The organism is Butyrivibrio sp. DSM 10294 (genome assembly GCF_028539135.1).
Taxonomy (GTDB): Bacteria; Bacillota; Clostridia; order Lachnospirales; family Lachnospiraceae; genus Butyrivibrio.
The window spans coordinates 13,860-40,476 of record NZ_JANSWL010000081.1 but is presented as its reverse complement, the minus strand read 5'-3'; the positions used below and the strand labels follow the sequence as shown (position 1 = coordinate 40,476).

Genomic DNA, 26,617 nt, shown 5'->3' with positions numbered 1-26,617 from the left:
GTGACAATATTCCAATTCACACTAATGTCAAATTGTCAGACAAATCAGCTTCCAAACAATACTTCTAACAAATCAGGGATTTTGTAGTATTATATATACGGCAGACGAAAAAAATCAGGAGCGATGTTAATGAGATTATTACAGACTTCTTATAACGACAAACTTGAAAATACAGTAAAACAGTGGACTGAGAGTCTCTCAGCAAATGAGAGGGCCGCTCTTTTTCATATTTATGTACCTTACGATCTGGCGGATAATCGCGTCAAGACTGATGCTGTCAGAGGAATCCTCAGGACTGCTGCTCCCGATATTCCGGTCATAGGCTGCAGTGCAACGGGAGAGATTCTTGAGGGCAGCATGAATGACACCGAGATCGTACTGTCTCTTATGATATTTGATAAACCGGGCACCGGAATTGAGGTGCTTCCTTATTATGATAAAAAAATGGACGAAACAGCGCTACTTAAATATGCCGCTGCAATTCCTAACCTCAAGGGAATTGAGGTTCTTACCGCTGCTTCCTACCAGGATATGGAGGGAGTCTCCATGCTTTTGGATGAGCTTCCCGAGGAGGTTGAACTCTTCGGCGGAGTGGCTGTCGGAGACGCTGCATGCAAATCCTTTGTTTTTGCTGATGACTGTGATTACAGCGAAAACGGCACCGTTTTTGTATTTTACAGCGGCGAAGATTTCCACATTCAGACCAACAGGATGTTTGGCTGGAAGGCCATTGGTTATCCTCTTACCGTTACCCGCTCAGAGGGTCCTGTTGTCTACGAGCTGGATGGCAAGCCCGCCTACGATGTGTACCATCACTATCTTCACATCGGCAAGGGCAAAAATTTCTTTTATGATGCTCTGGAATTCCCATGGGAAGTGCAGATAGATGAAACAACGAATTATATCAGACATGCCAAGTCTCTGAATCCGGACGGCAGTATAGTCATGTCTTCCAATATTCCTCAGGGCAGCCGGGTACGTCTTACCTACGGCGATCCCCGAAGGATCTTCGAGCATACCAAACAGACAGGGCTTCTTGTGAGAGATTTTGCTCCCCAGGTTGTGAATATTTTTAACTGTATGGGACGTAAACTCTTTTGGGGAGGCAATGAAGACGTGGAGATTGCCGAAATTTCCAAGCATATGCAGACAACGGGATTCAGCGCCCTTGGTGAGATCATGAGATACAAATCCCAAACGGTGCTCAACAACCTGTCCATAGTCTGCGTTGCCATGAGAGAAGGCAAGGCTCAGGGCCTTATTGACCTTGACGTGGAGCAGCTGGAGAAATCCTCCGACATGCCCATCACCGCCAGACTTGCCATTTTTATCAACACAATAACAGAAGAACTGATGGAAAAAAATGAGCAGCTCAACGAGATGCTGTACAAGGCTTCCCACGATGCGCTCACAGGCCTTCTTAACCGCGGAGCCATAGAAAGAATTATCTATGACGCAGAAAATGAAGACTGGTATCTCATAATGCTGGATGTGGATAATTTTAAGCAGATAAACGACAGATATGGACATAACATGGGAGACAAGATCCTCAAGCTTACCACCAGACACCTGTATGAGCACTCGGACTCTTTTCCCGGAATACAGGCAGGACGCTGGGGCGGCGAGGAATTCATGCTATCTGTGTCCGGCTACTCACCGGAGCAGGTTAAGGATATAGCAGAGCGACTCAGAAAAAGAGTAAAGGCCTGCTCCGATTCGGAAGTTAATGTTACCATCAGCGTTGGTGTAACCGCACATCACGCCGGTGAAAGCGTATTGGAAACCATAGACAGGGTCGATGCCCTGATGTACCGTGCCAAGGAACAGGGCAAAGACCGTGTATGCAGTGATATTTAGTTCTTAGTCAGAGCAAAGTCATCGACGGTGCCCCAGCTTCCTTTGTTACAGGTATAATGAACACCAATCTTGATTGTGTCACCGGTGGCAATCTTAATATCATCAATGACAGGGTTCTTCCACTCTGCCCAGTTGGTTACCATGAAGGTCTTCTTGTAGGTTTCGTCGCCCACAACCGCAAAGAGTTCCAGATTGGAATCCCCGGACATATCTCCGCCCTGGGCAAAGCACTCCAGCCTGTAGCTTCCTTCCTCAAGGTCTGTCAGTTCCTGATAGATGGTAAAGTCCATGTCACCATCGCCGGACCAGAAATGATAAGCAAAGTCGCCGGTGTAAGCATCATCAGCTTTTTCCTGAAGATCAGTGGGATTGGTGGAACCCTCGTATTCAACCTTCCACATGGAGATATCGCTGTCTTCAAAGCTTGGATTGACCACCAGATTGGGAAGTTTGACTTCAACGTGGCATACGATTGTTTGGGGCTCTCCGTCTGTTCCTTCAACGGTTCCGGGAACATTTATGGACTGCTGACCGGAATTATCAATTTTGGCAACCGTATCTGCATCCCAGGTAACCGGCACCTTGGTATTCCTGGAGGTGTCATTGTATATAACGTCTACTTTGTCAGGAAGTTCTATTTTATCCCCCACAACAAAAGTCCTGTACACATCGGGAATCGCATCAATCTGAAGCGGCGCATCAGAGCCTGTTCTTATGAGCTTGAAGGTATTTAAAGACGCAAGAGGATTGCCCTCAAAATCAAAGAGCGCCTGATTATCCCAGGAACATCCGCCGTAGTACAGCCCTGCGTCCTCAGGGTCATAATCCGCCGCGAAGCTGCTGGCCCATCCGCTTCCGTAGGTCTCCCATTTCTCTGAATTGTTGTCAGTAGGCTTTCCAACCGGAATCCAGGTTCCTTCCCAGTAAAAAACTCCAAGAGCTCCCGCATCATTTGCCGCAGCCATCGTGTCTCTGAGCATATTTGCCTGGCCCTGAACCGTAGCGGGATAGCCATCGACAATATCACCCTCGCCGCTAATGCTGTTGTCGGTGCCATCACCTTCTTCCGATGTGTAGCAATAAGAAGTCTCGGCCAGTAGCACCTCCTTTCCATAGTCGTTTTTTATCATCTGAACAGCAGCCTGCATTTCATCAAAACCGCCGTTCCAGAAAGGATAATAGGAAAGGCCTATGATATCATAGTCGACTCCTGCAAGCCCCAGATTAGTCACAAGATTGGTAAGCTCGGGGATGTCCTGAATATTGGTGTAATGAATGACTACTTTAATATCTTTGCCGTATTTATCTGCCATCTCGCGGACTGCTTTGCTACCTGCAGACAGGAGTTTTGTCACATTGGCCTGGGCCTTCTCTCCGCTCATGCCATAGTTGATCTCATTTCCAACCTGAACCATGGAAACGTCAATGCCCGCGTCCAAGAGCTGTGTCAGTGAATCCACAGTAAAATCATAGAGCGCATCAGACTTGGCGTTCAGATCCATTCCCTCCCAGGCTTTGGGACAATGCTGCCTCTTGGGATCGGCCCAGAAGTCGGAATAGTGGAAATCTATGCAGACCTTCATTCCGTACCTGGTGGCTCTTTTGCCCAGCTCTATCGCTGTCGCAACATCGTTGTTGCCGCCTCCGTAGCCGTTTCCGTCCTTGTCGTAGGGATTGTTCCAGACGCGGAGCCTTATGTAGTTGACGCCGCTATCTGCCAGGGTCTCAAAGACATCTGCCACCTCGCCGTCGTAGTTATAGTAATTAACTCCGCTGTTTTCCTCAACAAGTACCGAGGATGCGTCCATTCCGCAGATATAGTTCTCAGGCAGGTTATCGATCTTTTTTACAAAAATCGTAGTGTCTACCTTGTCGCGGTGCTCTGCGGGAGTAATGATGGGGGCTACTGATCCAGATGAAGCTTCGGAAGCGTTTGCGGCATCATTCTGTATAGTGCCGGCTGATTCAGTGTTTCCTGAATCATTTGCTTTTTCTGAGTTTACTGTACTTGATGATGTTTGGGAATTTCCTGTGCCAGAGCCTGCCACTTCCTTATTGTCTGCAGCTCCTGCACAGCCCTGAAGCAGCATTGAACATGATATGGCAGCGGCCATGACACGGCAGATGGTTTTCTTTTTCATAGTATTTCCCCATTTCCTTCCTGATATTTTATGGATGTGTTTTATATGAGTTTTTTGAGTTTTCCTTTTATATTTAACTTTTGTATTTGGCTTTTTTATCTGCCTATTGAATTTGCCTTTTGTGTTTGCCTACCGCGAAATTATCTATTACGTATTATTTAAGAAAAAAACTGGCGCAGACGTAGTCCATTTTTTTCATTACGTCTGTTTGAACGCTTTTCGACATATGGCGTAGCTCTGCCAAATATCTTTACGTCTATTTAGAAAAAATCCATAATTAACGTAATTCAAATAAATTAAGCCATAAGCAGAATAATAAATTTACGTCTGAATCAAATTATATGCCAATCGGACGTAACGGATAGTCCAAGCACTATTTTACCACTACGTCCAATATGAAAAAACGACATTATAGACGTAGAAGAAAAATCGGACTACGTCATGTTTGAGGTATTATATATTTAGACGTAATTAGCTATCGCTTTACCGTTAATGCATAAACATGCTCATTTGTCACGAAAAAACGATGCGAAAAGTCGATTCCTAAAATTGATACTAATATTTTCTACTTGCGATGTTGCAAAGGATAATATAAAATCTTGGTTATTGGAAACGTTACCGGAACTATGAATATTGTATCATAAAAAAAGTGGTTGCGACTAGCAAATGCTCACTATCACCAACACCTATAATGAGGGAGGAATATCATGCCAAACTGGTTAAAAGACGCTGTTTTCTACGAAATCTATCCACAAACCTTCAAAGACACCAATAACGACGGTATCGGAGATATCAACGGTATCATAGAGAAGCTCGATTATGTTAAGAGCCTTGGCTGCAATGCGATCTGGATCAATCCCTGCTATGACTCTCCTTTCAAGGATGCAGGCTATGACGTAAGGGATTACAAGAAGGTAGCACCCCGCTACGGCACCAATGAGGATCTCTACAGACTCTTTGGCGAAGCCCATAACCGAGGCATCCACGTGCTCCTTGACCTGGTTCCCGGCCACACCTCAGAGGAGCATGCCTGGTTCCTTGAGAGCAAGAAGGCTGAGCGCAACGAATACTCTGACCGATATGTATGGACCAATGCCGCTTTCCAGGGAATTGGCGGACACCCTTACATCGGCGGCGAGGCAGAGAGAGATGGCTGCTACATGTTGAATTTCTTCAAGTGCCAGCCTGCCCTTAACTACGGCTTCCTTAACAGAACCGAGGACTGGCAGAAGGCTCCCGACGATCCTGAGTGCATCGCAACAAGAGAAGCCATGAAGGACGTAATGCGTTTCTGGCTGGACCACGGCTGCGATGGCTTCCGCGTAGACATGGCGGACTCTCTGGTAAAAGAGGATGACGAAAACAAATCAGCCACCGGCTCCATTTGGAAAAACATAAGAGAAATGCTTGATAAGGACTATCCCGAGGCTGCCCTTGTTTCAGAGTGGAGCAATCCCCATCAGGCGCTTAAGAGCGGCTTCCACGCTGACTTTTACCTGGACCATCACGGAAACGGCTACAACACCCTTATCCGCGACAACGAGACTCCCGGCGGCGATCACAGCTTTTTGAAAAAAGACGGCGATGGCGATATCTTCAGATTCCTGGATGATTATCTTCCCAAATATGACGGAACCAAGGACTACGGCTACATCAGCTTCATCACCTGTAACCACGACACTCCAAGGCCCAGAAGGACTCTCTCCTATCATGAGCTTAAGATTGCCTTTGCTATGTTCCTGACCCTTCCCGGAGTTCCTTTTATCTACTATGGTGATGAGATAGGCATGAGATATCTGGATATTCCCACCAAAGAAGGCGGCTTTGCAAGAACCGGCAGCAGAACCCCCATGCAGTGGGATGACAGCAAGAACCACGGTTTCTCGGATTGCAATCCGGATACCCTCTACCTTCCACAGGACCCTGCAGAAGATGCTCCTACGGTAGCTGCTCAGGAGAAGGATCCCGATTCACTTCTCAATGAGGTGAAGGCCCTTGTTACGCTTCGCCATAAATATCCTGACCTTCAGGCTGATGGAAGCTTCGAAGTACTCTTTGCCGAGAAAAACAGCTTCCCCTTCATCTACAGACGAGGCATGCTGATGGTTGCCATCAACCCTTCTGAGAAGGAGGCATCGGTTTCCCTTATAGACAACGACCACTACGAGGATCTTGCCAAGGTGTCTGATGAGTACCACTATGACAACAGCGACATCGTGCACTGCATCGGAAAATGCGACGTGACTCAGACCAAGATCACACTTGGCCCTCAGTCCTTTGCAGTTATCAAGCTTGATTAATTAAAACAGGGCTTTGAGATAATAACAATCTCAAAGCCCTTAATTATTTCATATAGATTTACTTAAGTCCGTAGCTCTTTTTGAGGTAGCTGTGAACGATTGGAGCAATGATCCAGATAAGCCACATGCGTCCCCAGAGTCCGAATAAAAAGCCGCCTATCATGAAGATTGCAAAAACGATTGCCCAGTAGTTGCTGAGAACAGTGTCCATAAGTGGGCTGATCTCACGACCGTTGGGGGTTTTGTAGGTCTTATCCTTCTTGAGCTCTTTTTTGAGCTCTTTCTTTAATTCCTTTTTAAGCTCGTTAACCCTGACCTGATCAATTGTGTCTGCCTTAGCTTCCTTGATGGCTTCTACGGTTCTGGTGGTCTCCTTCTCCCAGCTATCAATGATGCTTGCTGCCTCACTTGAAGCGGCTGCTGCATAGGTTCCGGTGCTATCACTGCCGGTTGTATGTCTGGAAGGCATCTCATCGTCCTCCTCTTCATCATCCAGCTCTTCATCAAGGGATTCTCTGGAATTGAGCTTAAGAAGCCTCTTGCAGGCTCCTGTTTTTCCGGAGGATGAGATGATGAGGCAAACACCGAGGCCTGCGATCACAAAAAGAAGCGCAGGAGCAAGGTTCTCGGTAATAAATTCGTTGGAAAAAATGATCTCAAGAAGCACGGTGGGAAGTACGCTTAAGGAGCAAAGCACGATTCCTGCCGCAAGAACAAGTCCCCTTGTTACCTGGTGAGAATCCAGCTGGCTTTTAACATAGGTTTCTGTTTCTGCATCAATGGTGCAGAGCTCATCGGAAAGGAATCTCCATTCTCTCTTTCTTGCGGAGGAAAGAACAATAAGTCCTACGCCTACAGCAATGAAAACAAACAATGAAATGATGGAAAATGCTGATACCATTTTGGACAAAGCTCCTATTCTAAAGAAGCCTGCAAGGCCATCTGAAAGAATAGGGCCAACTACGCACATAATGCAGAACATAACTCCAACACCCAACATGAACTGTGAAAAACCATTCTCTGAAATATAGTCTCTGGCTTCCTCAATGTCCACTAATCTTCTGTAATTCTCTGAATTCTCATCTCTTCTGATTCCCATGGAATCTGCTATCTCATCCAGATTGCCAAACTCTTCCTTGATGATCTCTAAGGCCTCTGACTCTGACTTACCCTCTGACATAAGCTCGCCATATTTGTCCTCCATCATTGTCATAAGCTCCTGCTTAGCCTTGAGAACTTCATCTGTGGCAGGTAAATTTGCAAAAATGCTGTTAAGGTATTCTCTGATTGCTTCCATTATTCTTTCTCCCGTTTTTCACACACTTTTTTTCTTGATAATAAATCAAACTGCTTCCTGAGAGATGAATCTCTCAATAACATCCTTGGTCAAAAGCCATTCTTCACATTTTTCCCTGTAATAATCGCGCCCTGCGTCGGTTATACGGTAGTAGGTGCGACGCTTGCCATTTTCTGCCTCCCGGCTGAAGGATGAGATATATCCGTTCTTCTCAAGCCTTGTAAAAGCGGAATACAACGTCGTCTCCTTGATGAGATACTTACCGTCGGACATGGTCTTGATATTCTTGGATATCTCATATCCGTAGGAGTCCTCCCGGCGAAGGAAATACAGGATAATAGTGTCGTTATAGCCTCTGATCACATCGCTGCTGATCTCCTGCATAGCTTTTTCCTTTTCCTTATTTATTTGATTATATGTATCTTGTAACGGATAATTACTACGACAAACATACTACGTCTGTCATAGTAACAATATAATACGACTGTCGTAGTATGTCAACAAAAAAATGGGGCCAGTCCCCAATAACAAATTGTGAACTTCTCAGATTACCGATAGAGTATGTTGTTCACAGTTTGTTGATGGGAACCGGCCCCTTAACACTGCTGCTTATTTCTTTAATTACAATGTCTTGATGCTGTCAGTCTTGATAATGAACTTAACTGAGCTGGGCTCCTCCTCTGAGGATCCGCCGAAAGATGTGTATTCCTTGCCTGCTTCCTGGATGGCTGTGATCCTGTCTGCGAATTCGGTGAGGTCTCCGTCGAATGCTTCGTAGAGCTTCTCAATACCTTCCTCATCGAACTTAAGCATTCCTTCAAGGAGTTCCTGAACACCGTCGTCAAGCTTGACTGAACCGTCTGCAAGTTCCTTGACACCGTCTCTGAGCTCATTTGCGCCATCGTTTAACTTCTTGGCACCGTCATTGAGTTCACCGGCACCGCTGTGTAACTTGCCTACGCCTTCATCGAGCTGTGCTGCGCCGTCTGAGAGCTTGACTGCTCCGTCATTAAGCTGTCCTGCGCCATCTGCAAGCTTGGCTGCTCCGTCATTAAGCTGTCCTGCGCCGTCTGAGAGCTTGGCAGCTCCTGCATTGACCTGACTTGCTCCTGTTGAGAGCTTGCCGGCACCTTCGTTAAGTGTTACAGCGCCTTCAGAGAGTCTCTTTGCTCCTGCTACCATAGATCCTGCACCGCCGGAAAGCTTGTCGTTATTGGCAACAAGTGCCTTGGTTCCTGCAGAAAGCTTGTTGGCGCCTTCTGAAAGACTACCGATTCCTGAATCCAGCTTCTGTGCTCCAGCGTAGATATTCTTGATTCCTTCGGCCATCTGTGCATTGCCGGTAGCAACCTGCTCAGCACCTGTCTTAAGAGTCTGAAGCTGTGTAAGTGTTGCCTCGCTGAAATCTATGCTGTTAAGAGTCTGTAATGTATCACCAAGGATCTTGGTTGATGCCTTGGCTGCTCCGTAGGTTCCGGAATAAATGGAAATCTTCTGTATAAGAGTCTTGGTCTCAGCTGTCTTCTTGTCTGACTCTTCCTTAACCTGAGCCAAAACAGCCTCTTTGGTCTTCTCGGAAGCAACAGCTGCTGCTTCATCAGCTGCCTTCTTGAGCATATCCTGGAGTTCATCATAGGTAAGAGTTATTGTACCCTCTGAACCTGTACTTCCTGTACTTTCTGTATTTCCTGTACCTTCAGTATTTCCTGTACCTTCAGTATTTCCTGTACTTTCAGTATTTCCTGTACCTTCAGTATTTCCTGTACTTCCGGTATCACCAGCGCCGCCATTGTCGCCGCCCTGAGTGTTATCACCGGCATTTGTGGTGTCACCCGTGCTTCCGCCATTTGTATTATCTCCGGCATTTCCGTTGTCACCGGAATATCCATTGTCTCCGGTACTTCCTGCATTAGCATTGTCGCCTGCAGGCTGTCCATCGCCATCTGTAGGCTGAGCGTCGCCTGTGGGCTGACCTTCACCTGTAGCGGGCTGAGCGTCGCCTTCTCCCTTATTACCGGACTCTTTGTCTGAACCATCGCCGCCTTCAGGTGCGCCTTCTTCAGTAAGTACTCCGTATTCTGCCTCTATTACGAGCTCATCGCCGTTCTCTTCCTGGCTTACGCCTGCAGTAGCGCTTCCCTGAAGTGCTGCAAGTCCTGTATCTCTGATATCAATAGCTGTTGCAGCATCTGCGATCTTACCGTCTGACAGGAAGTACAGAGCCTTAACAACTGTCTCGCTGCACTCTTCCCTTCCTTCAAGGAAAGCCTGTGCATGGCAGAATGCCTCATACTGGCCGCTGATCTCCTGTTTCTTGGTCATAAGGCCGCTAAGGGCAGTGAGCTTTTCAACAACCTCGCCTACACCTGTGCTTACCTGAGCTGAGCCGCTTGCAAGAGCAGCTGCACTGCTAACTATTTCAGCCTGGGTCATTTCATCTACAAGCTTCTCAGAACCTGCCTTTAACTGACCTGCACCGTCAGCAAGTTCTGCAGAGCCTTCCTGAATCTGCTTGGTAGCATTCAGATAATCAACAAGTCCGCCATATAATGTATCGCCGCCGGCTGCGAGAGTCTTACTTCCATCAGCAAGGTCCTTGGTTCCTCCGGCGAGCTCTTTTGCTCCGCCTGCCAGCTGGCTTGTTCCGTTTGCAAGTTCTTTACTTCCGCTTGCAAGCTGGGAAGTTCCGTTTGCCAGCTCTTTGCTGCCGCTTGCAAGCTGACCTGCGCCGTTTGCAAGTTCCTTGCTGCCGCTTGCCAGCTGACCGCTGCCGTTTGCAAGCTCTCCTGTACCACTGACAAGTGACTGTGTTCCGTCATACAATGATCCTGTGCCGTCTGCCAGCTGCTGTGAACCGTCATAGAGCTTGTCAGCGCCCTCTCTGAGTTCACCGGTTCCGTCCTTCAGGGTCTTGGTTCCGTCAACCAGCTGTGTTGAGCCATCCTTGAGCTCGCCCATGTCGGCCTTAAGATCGGTTATCTTATCTGAACCTGTAAGCTCTGACATTCCGAAATCATTGAGGATATCGGAGCTTGCCATTGTAATGGTCATTCCAAGTTCGAAATTATTTACATCAGCTGTTACTTCGAAGTGATCAGATAACTTGTCCTCGATCTTGCCATCCTCATCCAGCTCTTCCCACTTCTCATCGCTGATATCAAGGCTCTCCTTAAGTCCGGGAACTGCAACGCCCATAACCACGATCTTGCCACCGTCGGAGATAACCTTACCGTTTGATACCTCTACATTTGCGAATTTATCGGAATCAAGCATCATACCTGATACCATGGCAAAAGGTGTATATACCTCAATATCCTTGCCGTCTACGTTAACTGTCTTTTTATCCTTGTTCTCATAGTCAAAACGGATTGTAACCTTACCGCTCTTACCTGCAAGTTCCTCGGGAGAAATCTCTTTGCCGTTGAGAGTGTAGGTGATCTTCATATTAACGGGAAGCTCCTTTTCTGTGGTTCCCTGATAATAGATATCTGCTCCCTCAGCGTCCCATACAACGGTTCCGTCGGGGGACTCAGTGAAGGTCTCTGAACCTTTGACATTAACAATATCCTTGAGCTGTGTGGAGTCCTTGATCTCCTTGGAAGCGTCTGCATTCTTGAGCCATTCGCTGACGATTACATCTCCGACTTCACCGTTGGCATTGGCTGTGACATATACTGTCTCAACCTTGCCTGCATCTGTGGTAGCTCCGCCGGCTCTTGTTGCCATATCCACAATGGTGTTCTCAAGGGCCTTGTCCTCGGGCGCCTGCGTTTCAATTGCTGTTGTTGTATCCTTAGTTGTGGAAGCACCGCAGGCAACTGTCATAACTGCAAGCATTGCTGCCATAACAACTGTTAAAGTTTTCATTAGATTTTTTCTGATCATAATTTTCCTCTTTTCCTATGTACTTATGTACATATAAGTTTGTATGTATAATCAGGCAACTTTGTGTCTGTGAATAAATCCTGTGTGATGTGAATCCTTCTCGTCACTTACTGTCATGCCGAAGGTTGTTCTGATAATGAGTCCGTCGAAGATCATGTACATTGCGGGCAGTACCAGAAGTACGGTGAACATACTGATGATGGCGCCTCTTGCCATGAGGTTACAAAGTGAACCGATCATGTCGATACTGGAGATCATGCCAACACCGAAGGTTGCGGCAAAAAAGCTCAGCGCACTTACAATAACCGACTTCATGCTGGTGGAAAGTGCTATCAATGTAGCTTCCTTCTTGTTATGCCCTAAATTTCTCTCATTCAGGTATCTGGTGGTCATCAGGATCGCATAGTCAACGGTGGCTCCCAGCTGAATGGTTCCGATTACAACCGATGAGATGAAAGGAATGGTTGTATGTGTGTAATAAGGAAGTCCCATGTTAACAAAAATAGCAAACTCGATAACCGAAACCAGGATGAACGGAAGGCTCGCGGACTTAAGTACAAAAGCAATAATAAGGAATACAAGTCCGATGGAAACAAAGTTAACAACCTGGAAATCGTGGTTGGTTATGTTGATAAGATCCTTGGTGCAGGGAGCCTCGCCCACAACCATAGCCTTGGGGTCATAGCTCTTAACTATCCTGTCTACCTCTGTGATCTGATTGTTGATCTCATCGGAGGCGATCTTGTAATCCGTGGTCAAAAGAACCATCTTCCAATCGTCGCTCTCCAGCTTCTTAAGTGTATCCTCAGGAATGAACTCTCTTGGGAAAGCAGGTCCTACAATGGAGTCGGTTCCAAGGACTGAGAGGATACCGTCGGTGTCCTTCAGCTCCTTTATCATCTGATTCATAGAAGCTGTATCAAGGTTCTTGTCCACAAGGAGCATGTATGCGGAGTTCATTTCGAACTTCTCATCAACCTCATTGGCTCCCTGTACGCTCTCAAGGCTGTCCGGAAGAGTCTGGGTGAGATCGTAGTAAACACTGGTGTGGTTGTTTCCATAAACTGCAGGAGTAATAAGTGCAAGGAAGACCAGGAAAAATACCAGGTAGTGCTTAGCCACAAAATTCGGGATCTTAACAAATTCGGGCATCAGAGGTTTGTGCTTGGTCTTCTCTATAAGGTTGTCAAAAACAAGGATCATGCTGGGAAGGATGGTTACACATCCGATAACTCCGAATACAACACCCTTGGCCATTACAACGCCCAGGTCCAGGCCCAGTGTGAAGCTCATGAACATCAATGCGATAAATCCGGCAACAGTGGTTATTGAAGATCCGATTACCGACTGGAAGGTTGCGGTAATGGCATTTGCCATGGCATCGTTCTTGTCATCGTTTTGGCTAAGCTCTTCCTGATAGCTGTGCCAAAGGAAGATTGAGTAGTCCAGGGTAACACCAAGCTGAAGTACTGCGCTCAGGGACTGTGTAATAAAGGAAATCTCTCCTTTGAATACATTGGTTCCCATGTTGTACACGATGGCCATTCCTATACTAAGAAGGAAGAAAAAAGGTATCAGGTAGGAGTCCATTGTAAGTGAAAGAACTATTACCGCAAGAAGAACTGCGATTCCTACATAAATAGGTGTCTCCTTCATAGCCATGTTCTTGGTATCTGTAACTATGGCGCTCATTCCGCTCATAAAGCACTGCTTGTCGGAAATCTTCCTGATGTCCTCGATGGCCTTCATGGTTCCGTCTGAGGAAGTTCCCTCATCAAATATGACGAACATCATTGTGGCATCGCCGCTGTTAAAAGCTTCATATACATGGGATGGAAGCATCTCCATCGGAATGGAAAGATCAAGGACTGAATCGTACCAGAGTACATCGGATACATGATCAACCTCTTCGATCTTGGCCTTAAGGGCTGCCACATCCTTCTCTTCCATTCCCTCGGCCACGTACAGCACGAAGGCTCCGGTACCGAACTGATCAAGAAGAACATCCTGGCCCTTCATGGTCTCAATATCCTTAGGAAGATAAGTAAGAATATCGTAATTAACTCTTGTGTTGAAATAGCCCACAGCTGACGGAATCAGCAGTGCAAAGGCTACAATCAGTATGACAAATCTCAGTTTAACAATAACATGTGAAAGTTTGTTCATAACTTCACCTCCTCAAATATATCACCTTTCCGCACTATATGAGCACAAAAAAGCGTTTTGCCAACGAGAACTTTTTTCAATAAGATTCAGGATCTTTGAAATTTATTCTTGACCGTTGGTCATTTTCTATAGTATGGTATAACATGTTTATGACTGATGGTCAATATTTTTTTTGAAAAATTTTTATAAAGAAAACAATCGATTTCTGAAATATAGTTTTGTTTTATTGCATGAATATGCACTATCTGCCATAATAGAATAAATTGATGAGGACAAATATATGGGAAAAGCTGAACAGAACAAGAAACTGAAGATGGAGAGCCTTTTGAACACCTCCTTTGAGCTCTTTACCTCAAAGGGACTTAACAAGACCTCCATTTCCGACATAGTTGAGAAGGCCGGCGTGGCAAAGGGTACCTTTTATCTGTATTTCAAGGATAAATATGATATTAGGAACAGACTCATCGCCCACAAGTCCAGCCAGCTCTTCATGCAGGCATATCATGCGCTGGATGAGGCCGGAATAGAGGGCTTTGAAGACAGACTTATCTTTATTATGGATTATGTTCTGGATGAACTGGCCGCCAACAAGGGACTTCTTGCTTTCATCTACAAGGACCTTAGCTGGGCTGTATTCAAGAAGGCTCTCACCACTCCCGTCAGCAGTGATGACGTGGACTTTGGCGAAGTATATAGAAAAATGATTGCAGAATCAGGCCTTAACTTCAAGGAACCTGAGGTCATGCTCTTTCTTATCATCGAGCTTGTAGGCTCCACCGGCTACAGCTCCATAATGTATGACGATCCGGTATCCTTAAATGACCTGAAGCCCCATCTGGAAACTACGGTTCGGAGTATAATTAAACAATATACGATTCAGTAATACAACATAAAAAGGCAGGAGAGCCGATGGCTCTCCTGCCTTTTCAATATGGTTATAAATATGCAATTGGTAATTTCTCATTTAGTTATCTTGTAGCTGTAATCACTAAAATCAGCCTCAAGAACTGCCTTGTGCTCGCCGTTTGTCCACTCGAAGGTCATGACACTTCCGTCAACATTAACCTGGAGGTCAGCATCGAAGCCAAAGGCGGGATGAGTATTTCTGAAGGCAAGAAGCTCAAGCTGCTTCTTCACAACATCCTTCTTCATGGCCTCTTCTATGTCAGACAGGCTAAGATTGGTTCTGTTGATTTCCTTGTGTCCGCCGGCTCCCGCACGCTTAACTGCTTCGTGATCATTTTTGCCTGCGAAGAGATCAAGGTACCATACCTGAGGCTTACCGGGCATGAACATCTGAATCGCTCTCGCAAAGAGCATCTTCTTGTCGTCATCTCCAAGGGCGCTGTAGTAGGTAGCATTTACCTGATAATACATGTTCTTGGCGCCGTGAAGGTCTTTGACAAAGCCGCCTCTTCCGACGATGGTGTCGATCATGTTCTGAATGTCTTCTTCAGGAAGGATTCCCTTAAGATCAAGAAGCGGGATTCCGTCGTGGCAGCCCAGCATATTGACAACTCTGATCTTCTTTTCCTGAATCTCATCGGCCCATTTCTTCAGAAGTTCACCGGATCTGCTCTCAATGGCATAGATAAGGAGTCCGGGAAGGAAGAAATCATAGGTCATGTAGCCCTTGTTTGCCACAACTTCATAGATCTTCTCGCTGTAGCTTGCGTGAATCTCGGGAAGAAGTGCTACTCCGAACTCGTCGGCCAGCTTTTTAACCTTCTCAAGTACGTCCCAGGTGTCGGGCTCATTGAGGAAGTTCTTCTTGCCGGGTTCCTTGGGTGCATAGGCGAAGGCATCAAGTCTTACAATCTTTGCGCCGTATCCTGACAGGCTCTTCAAGGTGTTTCTGTAATGCTCCCAAACAAGGTCTGATTTGATATTAAGGTCCATCTGACCAAGATAGCGTCTCTTGGATTCCAGATAGTCCACTGTCTTATCCTTGTATTTCTCATATCCTGTAAAATCGATCTCTGAAGGCTTCTTGCCCTCATCCAGAGCCTTGCAGACTCTTTCAGACAGTCTCTGAGCTGACAGATACTGAATATCCATAACCTCCATGAGATCCTGCGCATCGGGACGCTTGTACTGAACCTCCTGATAGAAGGTGTTCCAGTAAGGAATATCCTTGCCGTCAGGCATTCTCACCATGAGGATGGGAAGTCCCGGCTTTCTGAAAAACATGTCCTTGATGTACTCCTGCCTTGGCTGAATATAGCCTTCAGGAGTCATGTCTCCACAGCCTTCCCAGAACTTGTTCCAGTTGATGAAAAAGTCAGCGTATTTGGACTTCTCACCGTTCTTAACAAGATCCTGGAACTGAGGTGACAGGACAGATGCGTGATTTAAGATAAAATCAAGCTTAAGGTCGATATCAAGCTTACCCAGAGCATCGATATCTTCTTTGCTTCCAAGTTCCTCATTGATCCCATAATCAATTACAGAAAAACCTCTGTCCAGATCAGTGTTGAAGATACTGGGCAGAATGTAAAAAGACTGAAATACGTCTTCAAATTCTTTTTTGGAAAGGACAGAAACAATATCCTTCAGGGTGCCGCCCATGCTATCGGGATAGGCGTTGAGCATAGGTCCGTTATCCACATATTTTTTACTCATGAATTTCCTCCTAAACCATCTTAGTCCATTCCGTAGAGTTTCTTGAATCCGTCGTAGCTTATAAGTTCACCGGCCTTGGTGATGATGATCTTGGCCTTGTGAGCCTGATCAACGAGCTTTTGCTGCTCCAGCTCCAAAACCATCATGGTGAAGGGGCTGTCCAGCTTGCCATCTCTGTTTCTGGATCTTCTGTGCTCGAGAGTCTCCTGTGGTGTACTGTTCAAAAGAACCGGTATATCAACCTGACTCATGTAGTCACTGTTACCGTGGGTCCACTCAACAATAAGCACCTGCTTGTCAGACATATCAACGCAGTCGTACCAAAGAGAAGCTTCGTCTCTTCCCATTCTTTTAAGGAAAAGGGACTTGGCACCATCCTTGAAAGCCTTCATAATGGTATCAACCTCTTCAAAGTCGGTTTCCTTGGGTGTACCCAGATAATTATTAAGGGCCTTTCTGCCGCCGTCAAGGTAGTAACTGAACCATGTGTCAGTCTCTGCATGTGCCTTGTTTGCGTCATCTTCGGCTATCTGCCACTCTTTGACCTTGGCATAGTTTTCGGGATTCATGACACCGGCGTCAACCATTGCTCTGATGCCTGCAACCCTGTATGTATGAAGTCTTTCCGCATCATTGTACATGGGAATGCGGTGAGGATAATTATCGCCGGACATGGTGTAACTGCCTATTCCTTCGCTGTTCAGAAGATATGACAGACATGACGCAATTTCTGATTTGCCCACGCCGGAACCTCCGCAAACGGCAACAACAGCTCTTCCGTAAGGGTTAGCGCCCATGGCCTTCTCCAGCTCTTTTACCAGCTCGGGAAAAATGGTTCCTGCCTTGGCTCTGTGGCTGTCACCGATCTCAACCTTATCACCGGGCATATCGCCGTGGGGGATGTCATCGGGGATTGTGATGGAAGAAGCACACTCTGCGGCCTTTTTCAGGTTCTCCAGGATCTGATCTTTGTTTACTGAGATTTTTTCGTATTGGTTGTTCATAATTCTCCTCTTTTTTGACAACTAAAGTCACTCATGGTATTTCTGAAAGTAGAAAAGCTTTTGCGCATAAGCACAAAAAAATTTTCAAAAATGAAGTTTTATTTGAACACAAGATACAATAACTTTTTTTCTTTGTAAAGACCAAAAAAATTATGATTACGATTAAAGAGATTGCAAAGCAACTAAATATGAGCACTACGACGGTTTCAAATGTTATTCACGGAAAAACCGGAGAAGTGTCTCCGGAGACCCAGAAAAAAGTCCAGGACTTTTTGGATAAGGTTGACTATGTGCCGAATATCAGTGCACGTAACCTTGCTCAGAATCAGTCCAAGATAATCGGTCTTGCCCTGAAGGCCAGAGCAGACAAATATGAGAACCTGATCATGGACCCCTTCGTATCCGAACTTATCGGAGGCGTCGAGGAGACCATAAGAAATGCAGGTTACTTCATGATGCTCTATATTTCCAGCGACACCACCGAGATCATGAGACATGTGTCTACCTGGAATGTGGACGGTCTTATCCTTTTCGGAATGCTGGATGATGACGGAATCCGTGTCAGCGAGAAGTACAAGAAGCCCATCGTATGCCTTGATACCTACAGTATTGAAGGTCTCAAGCACTTCACCAACGTAGGACTTGATGACGAGCAGGGAACCTATGATATGGTCAACTACATGATAGTCAAGGGTCATAAGAGGATTGCCTTCCTCTCCGATAACCAGAGCGGCGTAGACCTGGCAAGACTCAACGGTTACAAAAAAGCCCTTGCAGATGGGGGACTGAAATTCAAGCAGAGCGACTTTTTAAAGATAAGACCCAAATCCGATGAGATTCAGGACAGTCTTGAGGAGATCTGCAGAAAAGCCAAGAATTTCGATGCCATCATGTGCGTATCGGATCTCTATGCGGTGACCCTTATCGCCGCTCTCACAGACAGAGGCATCAGAGTTCCCGAGGACATTTCCATTGCAGGTTTCGACGACAACATGCTGGGTCAGCTCCACCGTCCGGCTCTTACCACAGTTCATCAGGATGTTAAGAAAAAGGGAATCGTTGCCGCAGATACTCTGCTCAAACAGCTAAACGGCCAGAAGACGCCGAACCAGATCAAGCTTCCTACTCATCTTGTTATTCGTGACACAGTAAGAGCTTAATCGTTAAAGTCAGCACATGTAAAAATTGCCTAAATTAACTTTTGCGCATAAGTTACAGCATTTATCGATTTAACGAATATTTTTGATATATTTAATAAAAATTTATGATTTAGAACAAACACCGCAAAGCCAGTAAACAAGCGTTTTGCGGTGTTTTTGATTTTTAGAGTCCGAGAAAACATGCGAAATATGCTTGCCTTTTGTGCATAATTGTGATATTTTGAATTTAGCGTACAACTTATGCGCAAAAGTAACACAAGAATTTTAGATTCAATATTGCACAATGCACAAAAGGAGGGTAACAAATGAAAAAGAAACTTATGTCAGTACTTCTTGCAGGCACCATGGTCGCAACACTTGCTGCATGCGGTACTACAGGCACAACCAGCACAACTACATCTGACACTGCTGCTCAGCCTGAGGCACAGACAGAGACACAGACAGAGACACAGACAGAGACAGACACTACAGCAACTACTGAAGCAGCTCCCGCTGCTACAGAGACAGCTGAAGCAGGAGCTGTTCGTCTTCTTAACGGTAAGCCTGAGATCAACGATCAGATGCAGGCTCTCGCTGCTAAGTACAACGAAGAGACAGGTAACACTCTCGTAGTTGAGACAATCGGTGGCGATACCAACGCATCCGATGAGCTTAAGAAAATGTACCAGGCAGACAATATGCCTGATATCTTCGTAATCGAAGCTAACCAGGCAGCCAACTGGGATGGAATGCTTGCGGATCTTGCAGGTGAGGAGTGGACAAACAAGACAGGTTTTGAACTTACAGATGCTTCTATGGGAACAATCGGCTTCCCTTACACAGTTGAGGCTACAGCCCTTGGTTACAACGCTGATATCCTTGCTGCTGCAGGTGTTGATCCTGCTTCTCTTACAAGCCCTGACGCTTGGAAGGCAGCTTGCGAGACTCTTGATTCCAAGAAGGATGAGCTTGGCTTCACAGCAGTATTCGGTTGGTGCGCAGAGCCTACAAACCTTGGCTGGTCTTCAGGTACTCACGTATTCGGACAGTACCTTGATGCAGGTCTTAAGGCTGACGATACAACCTATATCGATCTTCTTAACGACGGTGGTAAGATCGATGAGGCAAGAATGAAGAACTTCGCTGAGTTCATCGGCATGATGAACCAGTATTCAGATCCTGCTCTTCTTATTGACGGAACCTATGACAATCAGGTTGCAGGCTTCAAGGAAGGCAAGTATGTATTTATCACACAGGGTAACTGGTGCGTAACATCTCCTTCAGATGTAAGCTTTGAGTGCGGATTTGCTCCTTATGCATTTGAGGATGGAATCAACACCATCATCGCAGGTCCCCCTTCATATTGGGTAGCTTACAAGGACGGCAACGTTGACGGAGCTAAGGCATTCTTCAACTGGTGCGCAGGCGATTCAGCTCAGAACATCCTTGTTAACGACGCAGGTCTCGTATCTCCTTTCGATGACTGCCAGTATGAGGCTGTTAATCCTTTCTACAAGAGCATGAAGAGCTACATCGATGCAGGCAACTACTCCGGATGGCACACAATGCTCAAGAAGGACGGCCTTCAGAACCAGACATGTAACGTATTTGCAGATTATGCTAAGGGCAAGCTTGATGCAGACGGCTTTGTATCAACAATGGCTCAGGTAATCTCCAGCTACTACGCTCAGTAATAAATAACATGCAGGCAGGGCATGCATGCCCTGCCTGTTTTTTCACAAGATTAACTGTTTCCATCGCTTATAATCTGAAAGGGGGATTACAGATGGGTAACTTTTCTACAGGCCGGAAAATAGCATCCTTTGGCAGCTTAATACTCGGACTGGTACTTCTTATTGCAGGACTTGCACTTTCCATAACAGGGGCAGGGGACCTCATCCTGTTTACAATGAACGTTGGCGGCAAAGCCACACCTATAATTTTCGGCAGAGGCATCATGTGTGTAATCGGTGTAATTCTTCTGATCGTTGGTCTCTATCTTTTCCCGACGCTTAAACACCACCGCGCCATTATCAATTTTATTTTCCTTTTCCCATTATTATTCGCATTTCTGGTAACTGTTATCATTCCTCTTTTCCTTGGTATCGGCTATTCCTTTACCGACTGGAACGGTATCAAAATGACAGAAACCGTAGGTTTTTACAACTACACCAGAATGTTCAAACAGCCGGCATTCCTTTGGTCAATTCTTTTGACCTTCCTGTTTGTAGTATTTAATATGATTCTGGTCAACCTTGTTGCTTTTCTCTTAGCCCTTCTTTGCACTTCTAAGATCAAGGGCCTTGGATTCTTCAGAGCAGCATACTTCCTCCCCAACCTTATCGGAGGAATCGTTTTGGGTTATATCTGGCAGTTCATTTTCAGCCAGGTTGTTACTAAGTTTTCCGGTACATATTCAATGCTTTCGGACACAAAGACAGCCTTTGTAGCTATCATTATCGTATATATTTGGCAGTACGCAGGTTATATCATGCTCATCTACATCACGGGTCTTAACACTATCCCCGGAGATGTTCTTGAAGCATCCTCCATCGACGGAGCCAACGCGATCCAGACTCTTTTCAACATCAAGATTCCCATGATCGCACCTACAATCACGATCTGTACTTTCCTTACACTTACATCAGCCTTCAAACAGTTCGATGTAAACCTTGCTCTGACAGGTGGTAAGGGTTCCGTACAGTTCCTTGGCTCTTACATCGCCAACGGTACAGAGATGCTTGCCCTTAATATCTACACCACTGCGGTTATCAACAACGATTACGCACTGGGCCAGGCAAAAGCGGTTCTGTTCTTCATCATCCTTGCAGTTGTATCCATTATTCAGGTTCGCATATCTAATAAGAAGGAGGTGGAATTATAATGCATAGAAAAGAAAGTACTTCCAGCGTTGTAATACGATTCATCATTGCTATCATAATCGCAGTATATGTACTGTTCCCATTCTTCCTTCTGCTTATCAACTCCGGCAAGGTGACAGCTGATATCACTTCCAATCCTGTAAGCCTTGCAGGTGCCAGCTTTGGGCAGCTCTTCACCAACATCAAGGCGGTTGTAAATGACCCGAACTTCAAGTTCTTCTCATCATTTGCTTCCTCCGCTGTCATCACCATTTTGTCACTGGTTCTGCTCTCTCTTTTCGGAGCCATGGCAGCATGGGTTATCTGCAGAAACAAGACCATCTGGTCCACAGTTATTTACTTTACATTTATCGCATCCATGATCATTCCCTTCCAGGTAGTTATGCTGCCTCTTATCTCTACTTTCAGAGATGTGGGAAAATTCATTGGAATTCCGATGCTTCAGTCCGTTCCCGGTATCGTTTTTGCATATCTTGGATTTGGCGGAGCCATGACAGTATTCATTCTTACAGGTTTCATCAAGGGCGTGCCCTTTGACCTTGAGGAAGCTGCCTCCATCGACGGTTGCACACCGGAGCAGACCTTCTTCCAGATTATCTTCCCGCTCCTTACACCTGTAATCACTACAGTTACCATCCTTAACGGAATGTGGATCTGGAACGACTACCTTCTTCCTTCAATGATGCTGGGACAGAACGGTAAGGTTATGACGATTCCCATCGCCATTCAGAAGTTCGTTGGATCCTACGTAAAGAGCTGGGACAGAATCCTTCCCGCAGCTCTACTTGCAATCATTCCTATGATCGTTATCTTCCTTATCGCACAGAAGCAAATCATGGAAGGCATGATAGAAGGAGCTGTTAAGGGATAACCACTTAACTAATTTACATAAAAACCCACTAAAAAGACGCATGCCGATACACGACATGCGTCTTCTATTTTACATATTATTACAGTTCAAACTTCTTCTTATCCTGAACATTGATCGACTCGCCCAGTTGTACCTCAATGAGCTTGAGCTCAGTGTCAGCAAAAATGGTGTGTTTGCAGCCGGCCTTCATGGTGATCACATCGCCGGGCTTAACAGGGTTCTCCACGCCATCAACCACGGTTCTTCCGGTTCCGGAAATAATTACCCATACTTCATCGCGGTATTCATGGTTGTGATAGTTCATGGAATGGCCCGCATTAAGGGTTACCTTGATGGTCATGCTGGCATTCTCAACGTCTATAACCTTGAAATTACCCCAGGACTTCTCTGCAAACATGATCTGCTGCTCGAAGGAATCAACGAAGGGCTTGATGTAGGAGCTCTGCTCCTTATCTGATACAAGGATTCCCTCGGGAGATGCTGAGATCACCACATCCGTAAGTCCCATGGCAAGAACAGGCACATCCATCTCATTGACGATGTGTACACCCTTGCACTTATCATTAAGGATACCCTTGCCAACAACGTTCTCTTCCATTGCTTCCGTAAGGGTATTCCAGGTTCCGAGATCCTTCCACTCTCCGTTGAAACGCATAACCTGAATCTTCTTCTCTTTCTCAACAACTGCATAGTCAAAAGAGATCTTGGTGAGAGTGTCATATTTAGCAAAAAGATCGTTGTAATCCGTAAAATCAATAAGCTCGTGAGCCTTGTTAAGGACGTAGGACAGCTTGTACGCAAACACGCCTCCGTTCCAGAGAGCTCCCTGGCTGATATACTGAGCTGCCACATCTGCTGTGGGCTTCTCTTTGAAAGTATCTACAATACTGACATCCTCTGCATCCTTGGGAATAATGTATCCATACTTCTCGGAAGGATAGGTAGGCTCTATTCCCATGAGCACCAGATTGGCTTCACCTCTGTCAGCCTGCTCCGAAAGAGCCTTGATGGCCTCAAAATAGTCATCATCAACATAAGGATCCACAGGGCAAACAACAACAGACTCGTTAGGATCAACACCCTTGACGTCTACAAGATAAGCTGTAGCCAGCGCAATGGCAGGGAAAGTATCTCTTCTGCAGGGCTCGATTGAAATGCCCACATCCTCTCCCAGCTGATTGTGGATTGATGAAACCTGTGCCTTACTGGTGGCTATGGTAACAGTGGCGTCCTTATCAACCTTTTTGATCTGACGATAGACCCTCTGAACCATGGACTCGTAGGAGCCGTCCTCTTTTTTGAATATCTTGATAAACTGCTTGGATCTGATGTCATTGGAAAGAGGCCAGAGGCGCTTGCCTGAGCCGCCGGATAATAAAACTATGTTCATGTGATTTCTCTTTTCTTCTATAATAATGTGGTTTAAATAATAAAATTATTTCCCATAAAAAAACCCCATATATAATTGCGTCAGACAATTACTATACAGGGTAATTGTGTATTCATATTCAGCCGATAACCGACATGTAATAGGAATAAAGGCTTCTGTAGGTAGCTGCGTTGTAGTGAAGTCCATCGGCAGTTGTAAAGCCTGCCTGCTTAAGATATGTATAGCCGTCGATCCACTGCACTCTGGAGTCAAGTCCCGCCTGAAGCTGGGCATTGAAACTCTCAATCTGGGCATTGGATACGCTGGCGCCGTCTCCTACCGGTGTAACAGCCGCATAATATACTGTGATCCCTGCATTGGACCAGGTATCGATATAGCTGTTGACAAGGCTGACATACTTGCCGGCATTGGCCAGATCGTTGACACCGAAATTGATGATCATCTTGGTGCCCTTTCCTGCGTATACAGGAATAAGTGAAAGTGCCGATCCCTTGAACCAGCTGTAGCCCTCACCTATCTTGGCAATATAGGCCTTGTCTGAGGATCCAACAGCCATCTGAAGCTGTACTGTTCTGGAATCACCAACAAATACGTAAGGAGTTCCGGGAAGCTCGTCCACCATGTATTCTCCCTTGATATAAGCAGTTGAATCCTTGAATGAAACCTCATACCACTCATTGTCGGTCTCTCCGGTGACCTCCACGGCGCTGCCCCAGGAGAGCTTGCCCACCTTGTCATAATCGGTGCCTGCACCGGCTCTTACATTGACGGTGTCACTGGTATATTTGGTCTTCGGAGCCTCATACTCGGTAACAGTAAAAACAGTTCTGGTGAGTTCCACCGTAGCCTCTTCCTGAGATACGCTGACGGTGCTGACCATCTCTTCTACTTCCGATTCCGTTTCTTCCACAGCCATGGTGATGTCCTCTGCTATGGCTGTTGCCACGGCGCTGCTGGACAATTCTGAGGATGAGGTAGTCTCAACCTTGTTGGCTGCCATCATTCCCACTGCAAGGAACACGCTGAAGAAAGCGGCAAATGCTATGAGTATCATTAAATTTCTGTTTTTGAAGGTAATAATATTCATATCCTAAAAATTTTACATTAGCGTCAAAAATATGTCAAATCACCGAATTTGACTATCGCCTTCCTTATTATTATAATGACTAAGTATTAGCAAACAGAAAACGACATTATGACGGAGATAATATGTGCGGAATAATAGGTTACATAGGTAAAAAAACTACTATAGATATTCTACTTGATTCACTGGAGCTTCTGGAGTACAGAGGCTATGACAGTGCAGGTGTAGCTCTTTTTGCAGATCCTGATAAGGGTCCTGTTGTCAAAAAGGTCGCAGGCAGGGTTTCAGCCTTAAGAGCCATCTGTCAGGATCTTCCAGAGGACCCTTGCGCAGGTATCGGTCACACCCGTTGGGCTACCCACGGCGGTGTCAGCGATGCAAATGCTCATCCTCATCAGCAGGGAAGAGTTACCCTGGTTCACAACGGAATCATCGAGAACTACAAGGAGCTTATCAAGGAGTACAATCTTAAGGACAGGCTGGTTTCAGAGACCGACACCGAGGTTGCAGCCGCAGTTCTTGATTCACTCTACGACGGCGATCCCGAGAAGGCCCTTAGAGACCTGGTAAGTGTTCTGAAAGGAACCTTCGCCTTCGCTGTACTTTTTTCCGATAAGCCCGGTAATATATATGCAATCAGAAACGTCAGCCCCATCGTTGTTGCAATGACTGAGCACGGAGCTCTTCTTGCTTCTGATGTAGCAGCCCTTGGTGTTCATGCAAGAGAATATGCATTCCTTCCCGAATATCAGGTGGCTTGTCTCTCCTCCAAGGGCATCATCGTTCACGACGAGAAGAGACGTGAGGTTCCTCTCCAGCTTATGGAGATCGACTGGGATACCAGCCGCGGCGGCAAGGACGGATATCCTTTTTATATGGAAAAAGAGATCCACGAACAGCCCGATGCCATCCGCAACACCATAGAGCCTCATATCATAAACGGCACCACTTCCTTTGCAGATGAGCAGATTCCCGATTCACTCTTTAGAGAGAATCAGAACATCATAGTTATCGCCTGCGGTACAGCCATGCACGCCGGCCTTATCGGTCAGCAGCTGTTCCACACACTTGCAAATATTCATACGGACGTGGCCATGGCTTCAGAGTTTACTTACACCAACCCTGTTATCAAGCCAGGCACACTGGTTATCGCCGTTTCACAGTCAGGAGAGACAATCGATACCCTCGAAGCTATCAAATACGCCAAGAAGCGCGGTGCCAAGGTTCTGTCCATAGTTAATGTCAAGGGTTCAACCATTGCAGATAACAGTGACTATTGTATCTATACACACGCAGGTCCGGAGATCGCGGTTGCAAGTACCAAGGCCTTTACCAGCCAGGCTTCCGTATTCTATCTCCTGGCAATTCATGCAGCAAGACTTAACGGACTCCTCACACAGGCTGAGGTAGCAGCATATCTTGAGGGACTTAACAGTATTCCCGAAGTTATTGGCAGGATCCTTGATCAGAAGGACTTTATCAAGAACATGACCAGGAGCCTTCTCTCCTCAGACCAGTGTTTCATGATCGGCAGAGGCCTGGATTACTCCCTGCTTCTTGAAGGATCACTCAAGCTCAAGGAGATTTCCTATATCCACTCCGAAGCCTACGCTTCCGGAGAGCTCAAACACGGTACCATCGCACTTATAACAGACGGTATACCTGTGGTTGCACTGGTAACTCAGAAGGCACTGGCTTCCAAGGAGTATTCCAACATCCGTGAGGTTCAGTCCCGCGGCGGAAATGTACTTCTTATTACCAAGCAGTCCCTCTATAAGGATATGAACATCGCTGAGGAGGATACCTTCCTCCTTCCCGAAATCGATGACATGTTCATGCCCTTCCCCGCTGCAGTTGTTATGCAGCTGATCGCTTACTTCACCTCAGCAGCCAAGGGCTATGATGTGGACAAGCCACGTAACCTTGCCAAGGTTGTTACAGTAGAATAAAGATGTAAAAAAATTACGCCTGACACTGGG

The 26,617-nt window shown here is 46.1% G+C and carries 17 protein-coding genes; 8 read left to right on the top strand and 9 right to left on the bottom strand.

Going from position 1 to position 26,617, the window contains the following annotated elements; genetic code table 11:
* The first annotated feature begins 129 nt into the window (after positions 1–129).
* Entirely contained in the window at positions 130–1,857 is a 1,728-nt protein-coding gene (locus NXH67_RS12475) for a sensor domain-containing diguanylate cyclase (protein WP_022779955.1), read from the top strand.
* Here NXH67_RS12475 and NXH67_RS12470 read toward each other — a convergent pair.
* Positions 1,854–3,998: a glycosyl hydrolase 53 family protein gene (locus NXH67_RS12470; protein ID WP_272797571.1), complete on the bottom strand. Its 2,145-nt coding sequence runs from the start codon at positions 3,996–3,998 to the stop codon at positions 1,854–1,856. The genes NXH67_RS12475 and NXH67_RS12470 overlap by 4 nt on opposite strands.
* 707 nt (positions 3,999–4,705) lie before the next feature.
* Here NXH67_RS12470 and NXH67_RS12465 point away from each other — a divergent pair.
* Complete coding sequence (locus tag NXH67_RS12465; RefSeq protein WP_272797570.1) at positions 4,706–6,298, top strand: alpha-amylase family glycosyl hydrolase; 1,593 nt, start codon at positions 4,706–4,708, stop codon at positions 6,296–6,298.
* Positions 6,299–6,356: 58 nt separating this feature from the next.
* Here NXH67_RS12465 and NXH67_RS12460 read toward each other — a convergent pair whose 3' ends face one another.
* The 4 genes from NXH67_RS12460 to NXH67_RS12445 form a co-directional block, all read right to left on the bottom strand.
* Positions 6,357–7,595, bottom strand: coding sequence for a permease prefix domain 1-containing protein (locus NXH67_RS12460; protein WP_272797569.1), 1,239 nt, complete (start codon positions 7,593–7,595; stop codon positions 6,357–6,359).
* A 45-nt stretch (positions 7,596–7,640) separates the two neighbouring features.
* Entirely contained in the window at positions 7,641–7,979 is a 339-nt protein-coding gene (locus tag NXH67_RS12455) for a PadR family transcriptional regulator (RefSeq protein ID WP_022779951.1), read from the bottom strand.
* A 237-nt stretch (positions 7,980–8,216) separates the two neighbouring features.
* Positions 8,217–11,462: a hypothetical protein gene (locus tag NXH67_RS12450; RefSeq protein ID WP_272797568.1), complete on the bottom strand. Its 3,246-nt coding sequence runs from the start codon at positions 11,460–11,462 to the stop codon at positions 8,217–8,219.
* A 69-nt stretch (positions 11,463–11,531) separates the two neighbouring features.
* Positions 11,532–13,646: an efflux RND transporter permease subunit gene (locus tag NXH67_RS12445; protein ID WP_272797567.1), complete on the bottom strand. Its 2,115-nt coding sequence runs from the start codon at positions 13,644–13,646 to the stop codon at positions 11,532–11,534.
* 280 nt (positions 13,647–13,926) lie between these two features.
* Between NXH67_RS12445 and NXH67_RS12440 the strand changes: the two genes are divergently transcribed.
* The gene (locus NXH67_RS12440) at positions 13,927–14,529 is read left to right on the top strand and encodes a TetR/AcrR family transcriptional regulator (RefSeq protein ID WP_272797566.1); all 603 of its coding nucleotides are present in this window, start codon (positions 13,927–13,929) and stop codon (positions 14,527–14,529) included.
* A gap of 77 nt (positions 14,530–14,606) precedes the next feature.
* On the opposite strand, the gene NXH67_RS12435 is transcribed toward NXH67_RS12440, so the two are convergent.
* Positions 14,607–16,268, bottom strand: coding sequence for an alpha-amylase family glycosyl hydrolase (locus NXH67_RS12435; protein ID WP_272797565.1), 1,662 nt, complete (start codon positions 16,266–16,268; stop codon positions 14,607–14,609).
* A 20-nt stretch (positions 16,269–16,288) separates the two neighbouring features.
* The gene (locus NXH67_RS12430; protein WP_022779629.1) at positions 16,289–17,272 is read right to left on the bottom strand and encodes a hypothetical protein; all 984 of its coding nucleotides are present in this window, start codon (positions 17,270–17,272) and stop codon (positions 16,289–16,291) included.
* Between the two features lie 152 nt (positions 17,273–17,424).
* Here NXH67_RS12430 and NXH67_RS12425 point away from each other — a divergent pair, with 152 nt between their 5' ends.
* From NXH67_RS12425 to NXH67_RS12410, 4 genes are all read left to right on the top strand, one after another.
* Entirely contained in the window at positions 17,425–18,432 is a 1,008-nt protein-coding gene (locus NXH67_RS12425) for a LacI family DNA-binding transcriptional regulator (RefSeq protein WP_022779628.1), read from the top strand.
* A gap of 305 nt (positions 18,433–18,737) precedes the next feature.
* Complete coding sequence (locus NXH67_RS12420; RefSeq protein ID WP_272797564.1) at positions 18,738–20,105, top strand: ABC transporter substrate-binding protein; 1,368 nt, start codon at positions 18,738–18,740, stop codon at positions 20,103–20,105.
* A gap of 92 nt (positions 20,106–20,197) precedes the next feature.
* Positions 20,198–21,295 (top strand): carbohydrate ABC transporter permease, encoded by a 1,098-nt coding sequence (locus NXH67_RS12415; RefSeq protein ID WP_272797563.1) that lies wholly within the window; start codon positions 20,198–20,200, stop codon positions 21,293–21,295.
* A complete protein-coding gene (locus tag NXH67_RS12410; protein WP_022779625.1) occupies positions 21,295–22,164 on the top strand; it encodes a carbohydrate ABC transporter permease in 870 nt (289 codons plus the stop codon). Before NXH67_RS12415 ends, NXH67_RS12410 begins: the two co-directional genes overlap by 1 nt.
* A gap of 79 nt (positions 22,165–22,243) precedes the next feature.
* Here the strand turns inward: NXH67_RS12410 and NXH67_RS12405 are convergent, their stop codons facing one another.
* Both NXH67_RS12405 and NXH67_RS12400 read right to left on the bottom strand, forming a co-directional pair.
* The gene (locus tag NXH67_RS12405) at positions 22,244–23,554 is read right to left on the bottom strand and encodes a sugar phosphate nucleotidyltransferase (RefSeq protein ID WP_272797562.1); all 1,311 of its coding nucleotides are present in this window, start codon (positions 23,552–23,554) and stop codon (positions 22,244–22,246) included.
* Positions 23,555–23,672: 118 nt separating this feature from the next.
* Positions 23,673–24,608 (bottom strand): SH3 domain-containing protein, encoded by a 936-nt coding sequence (locus NXH67_RS12400; RefSeq protein WP_272797561.1) that lies wholly within the window; start codon positions 24,606–24,608, stop codon positions 23,673–23,675.
* A 155-nt stretch (positions 24,609–24,763) separates the two neighbouring features.
* Here NXH67_RS12400 and glmS point away from each other — a divergent pair, with 155 nt between their 5' ends.
* Complete coding sequence (glmS, locus tag NXH67_RS12395) at positions 24,764–26,587, top strand: glutamine--fructose-6-phosphate transaminase (isomerizing) (protein WP_022779622.1); 1,824 nt, start codon at positions 24,764–24,766, stop codon at positions 26,585–26,587.
* Positions 26,588–26,617: the final 30 nt, after the last annotated feature.

Bases quoted from the DNA above. Each gene is read 5' to 3' on its own strand.
- NXH67_RS12475 (WP_022779955.1), top strand. From the start codon at position 130: ATGAGATTATTACAGACTTCTTATAACGACAAACTTGAAAATACAGTA.
- NXH67_RS12470 (WP_272797571.1), bottom strand. From the start codon at position 3,998: ATGAAAAAGAAAACCATCTGCCGTGTCATGGCCGCTGCCATATCATGT.
- NXH67_RS12465 (WP_272797570.1), top strand. From the start codon at position 4,706: ATGCCAAACTGGTTAAAAGACGCTGTTTTCTACGAAATCTATCCACAA.
- NXH67_RS12460 (WP_272797569.1), bottom strand. From the start codon at position 7,595: ATGGAAGCAATCAGAGAATACCTTAACAGCATTTTTGCAAATTTACCT.
- NXH67_RS12455 (WP_022779951.1), bottom strand. From the start codon at position 7,979: ATGCAGGAGATCAGCAGCGATGTGATCAGAGGCTATAACGACACTATT.
- NXH67_RS12450 (WP_272797568.1), bottom strand. From the start codon at position 11,462: ATGAAAACTTTAACAGTTGTTATGGCAGCAATGCTTGCAGTTATGACA.
- NXH67_RS12445 (WP_272797567.1), bottom strand. From the start codon at position 13,646: ATGAACAAACTTTCACATGTTATTGTTAAACTGAGATTTGTCATACTG.
- NXH67_RS12440 (WP_272797566.1), top strand. From the start codon at position 13,927: ATGGGAAAAGCTGAACAGAACAAGAAACTGAAGATGGAGAGCCTTTTG.
- NXH67_RS12435 (WP_272797565.1), bottom strand. From the start codon at position 16,268: ATGAGTAAAAAATATGTGGATAACGGACCTATGCTCAACGCCTATCCC.
- NXH67_RS12430 (WP_022779629.1), bottom strand. From the start codon at position 17,272: ATGAACAACCAATACGAAAAAATCTCAGTAAACAAAGATCAGATCCTG.
- NXH67_RS12425 (WP_022779628.1), top strand. From the start codon at position 17,425: ATGATTACGATTAAAGAGATTGCAAAGCAACTAAATATGAGCACTACG.
- NXH67_RS12420 (WP_272797564.1), top strand. From the start codon at position 18,738: ATGAAAAAGAAACTTATGTCAGTACTTCTTGCAGGCACCATGGTCGCA.
- NXH67_RS12415 (WP_272797563.1), top strand. From the start codon at position 20,198: ATGGGTAACTTTTCTACAGGCCGGAAAATAGCATCCTTTGGCAGCTTA.
- NXH67_RS12410 (WP_022779625.1), top strand. From the start codon at position 21,295: ATGCATAGAAAAGAAAGTACTTCCAGCGTTGTAATACGATTCATCATT.
- NXH67_RS12405 (WP_272797562.1), bottom strand. From the start codon at position 23,554: ATGAACATAGTTTTATTATCCGGCGGCTCAGGCAAGCGCCTCTGGCCT.
- NXH67_RS12400 (WP_272797561.1), bottom strand. From the start codon at position 24,608: ATGATACTCATAGCATTTGCCGCTTTCTTCAGCGTGTTCCTTGCAGTG.
- glmS (WP_022779622.1), top strand. From the start codon at position 24,764: ATGTGCGGAATAATAGGTTACATAGGTAAAAAAACTACTATAGATATT.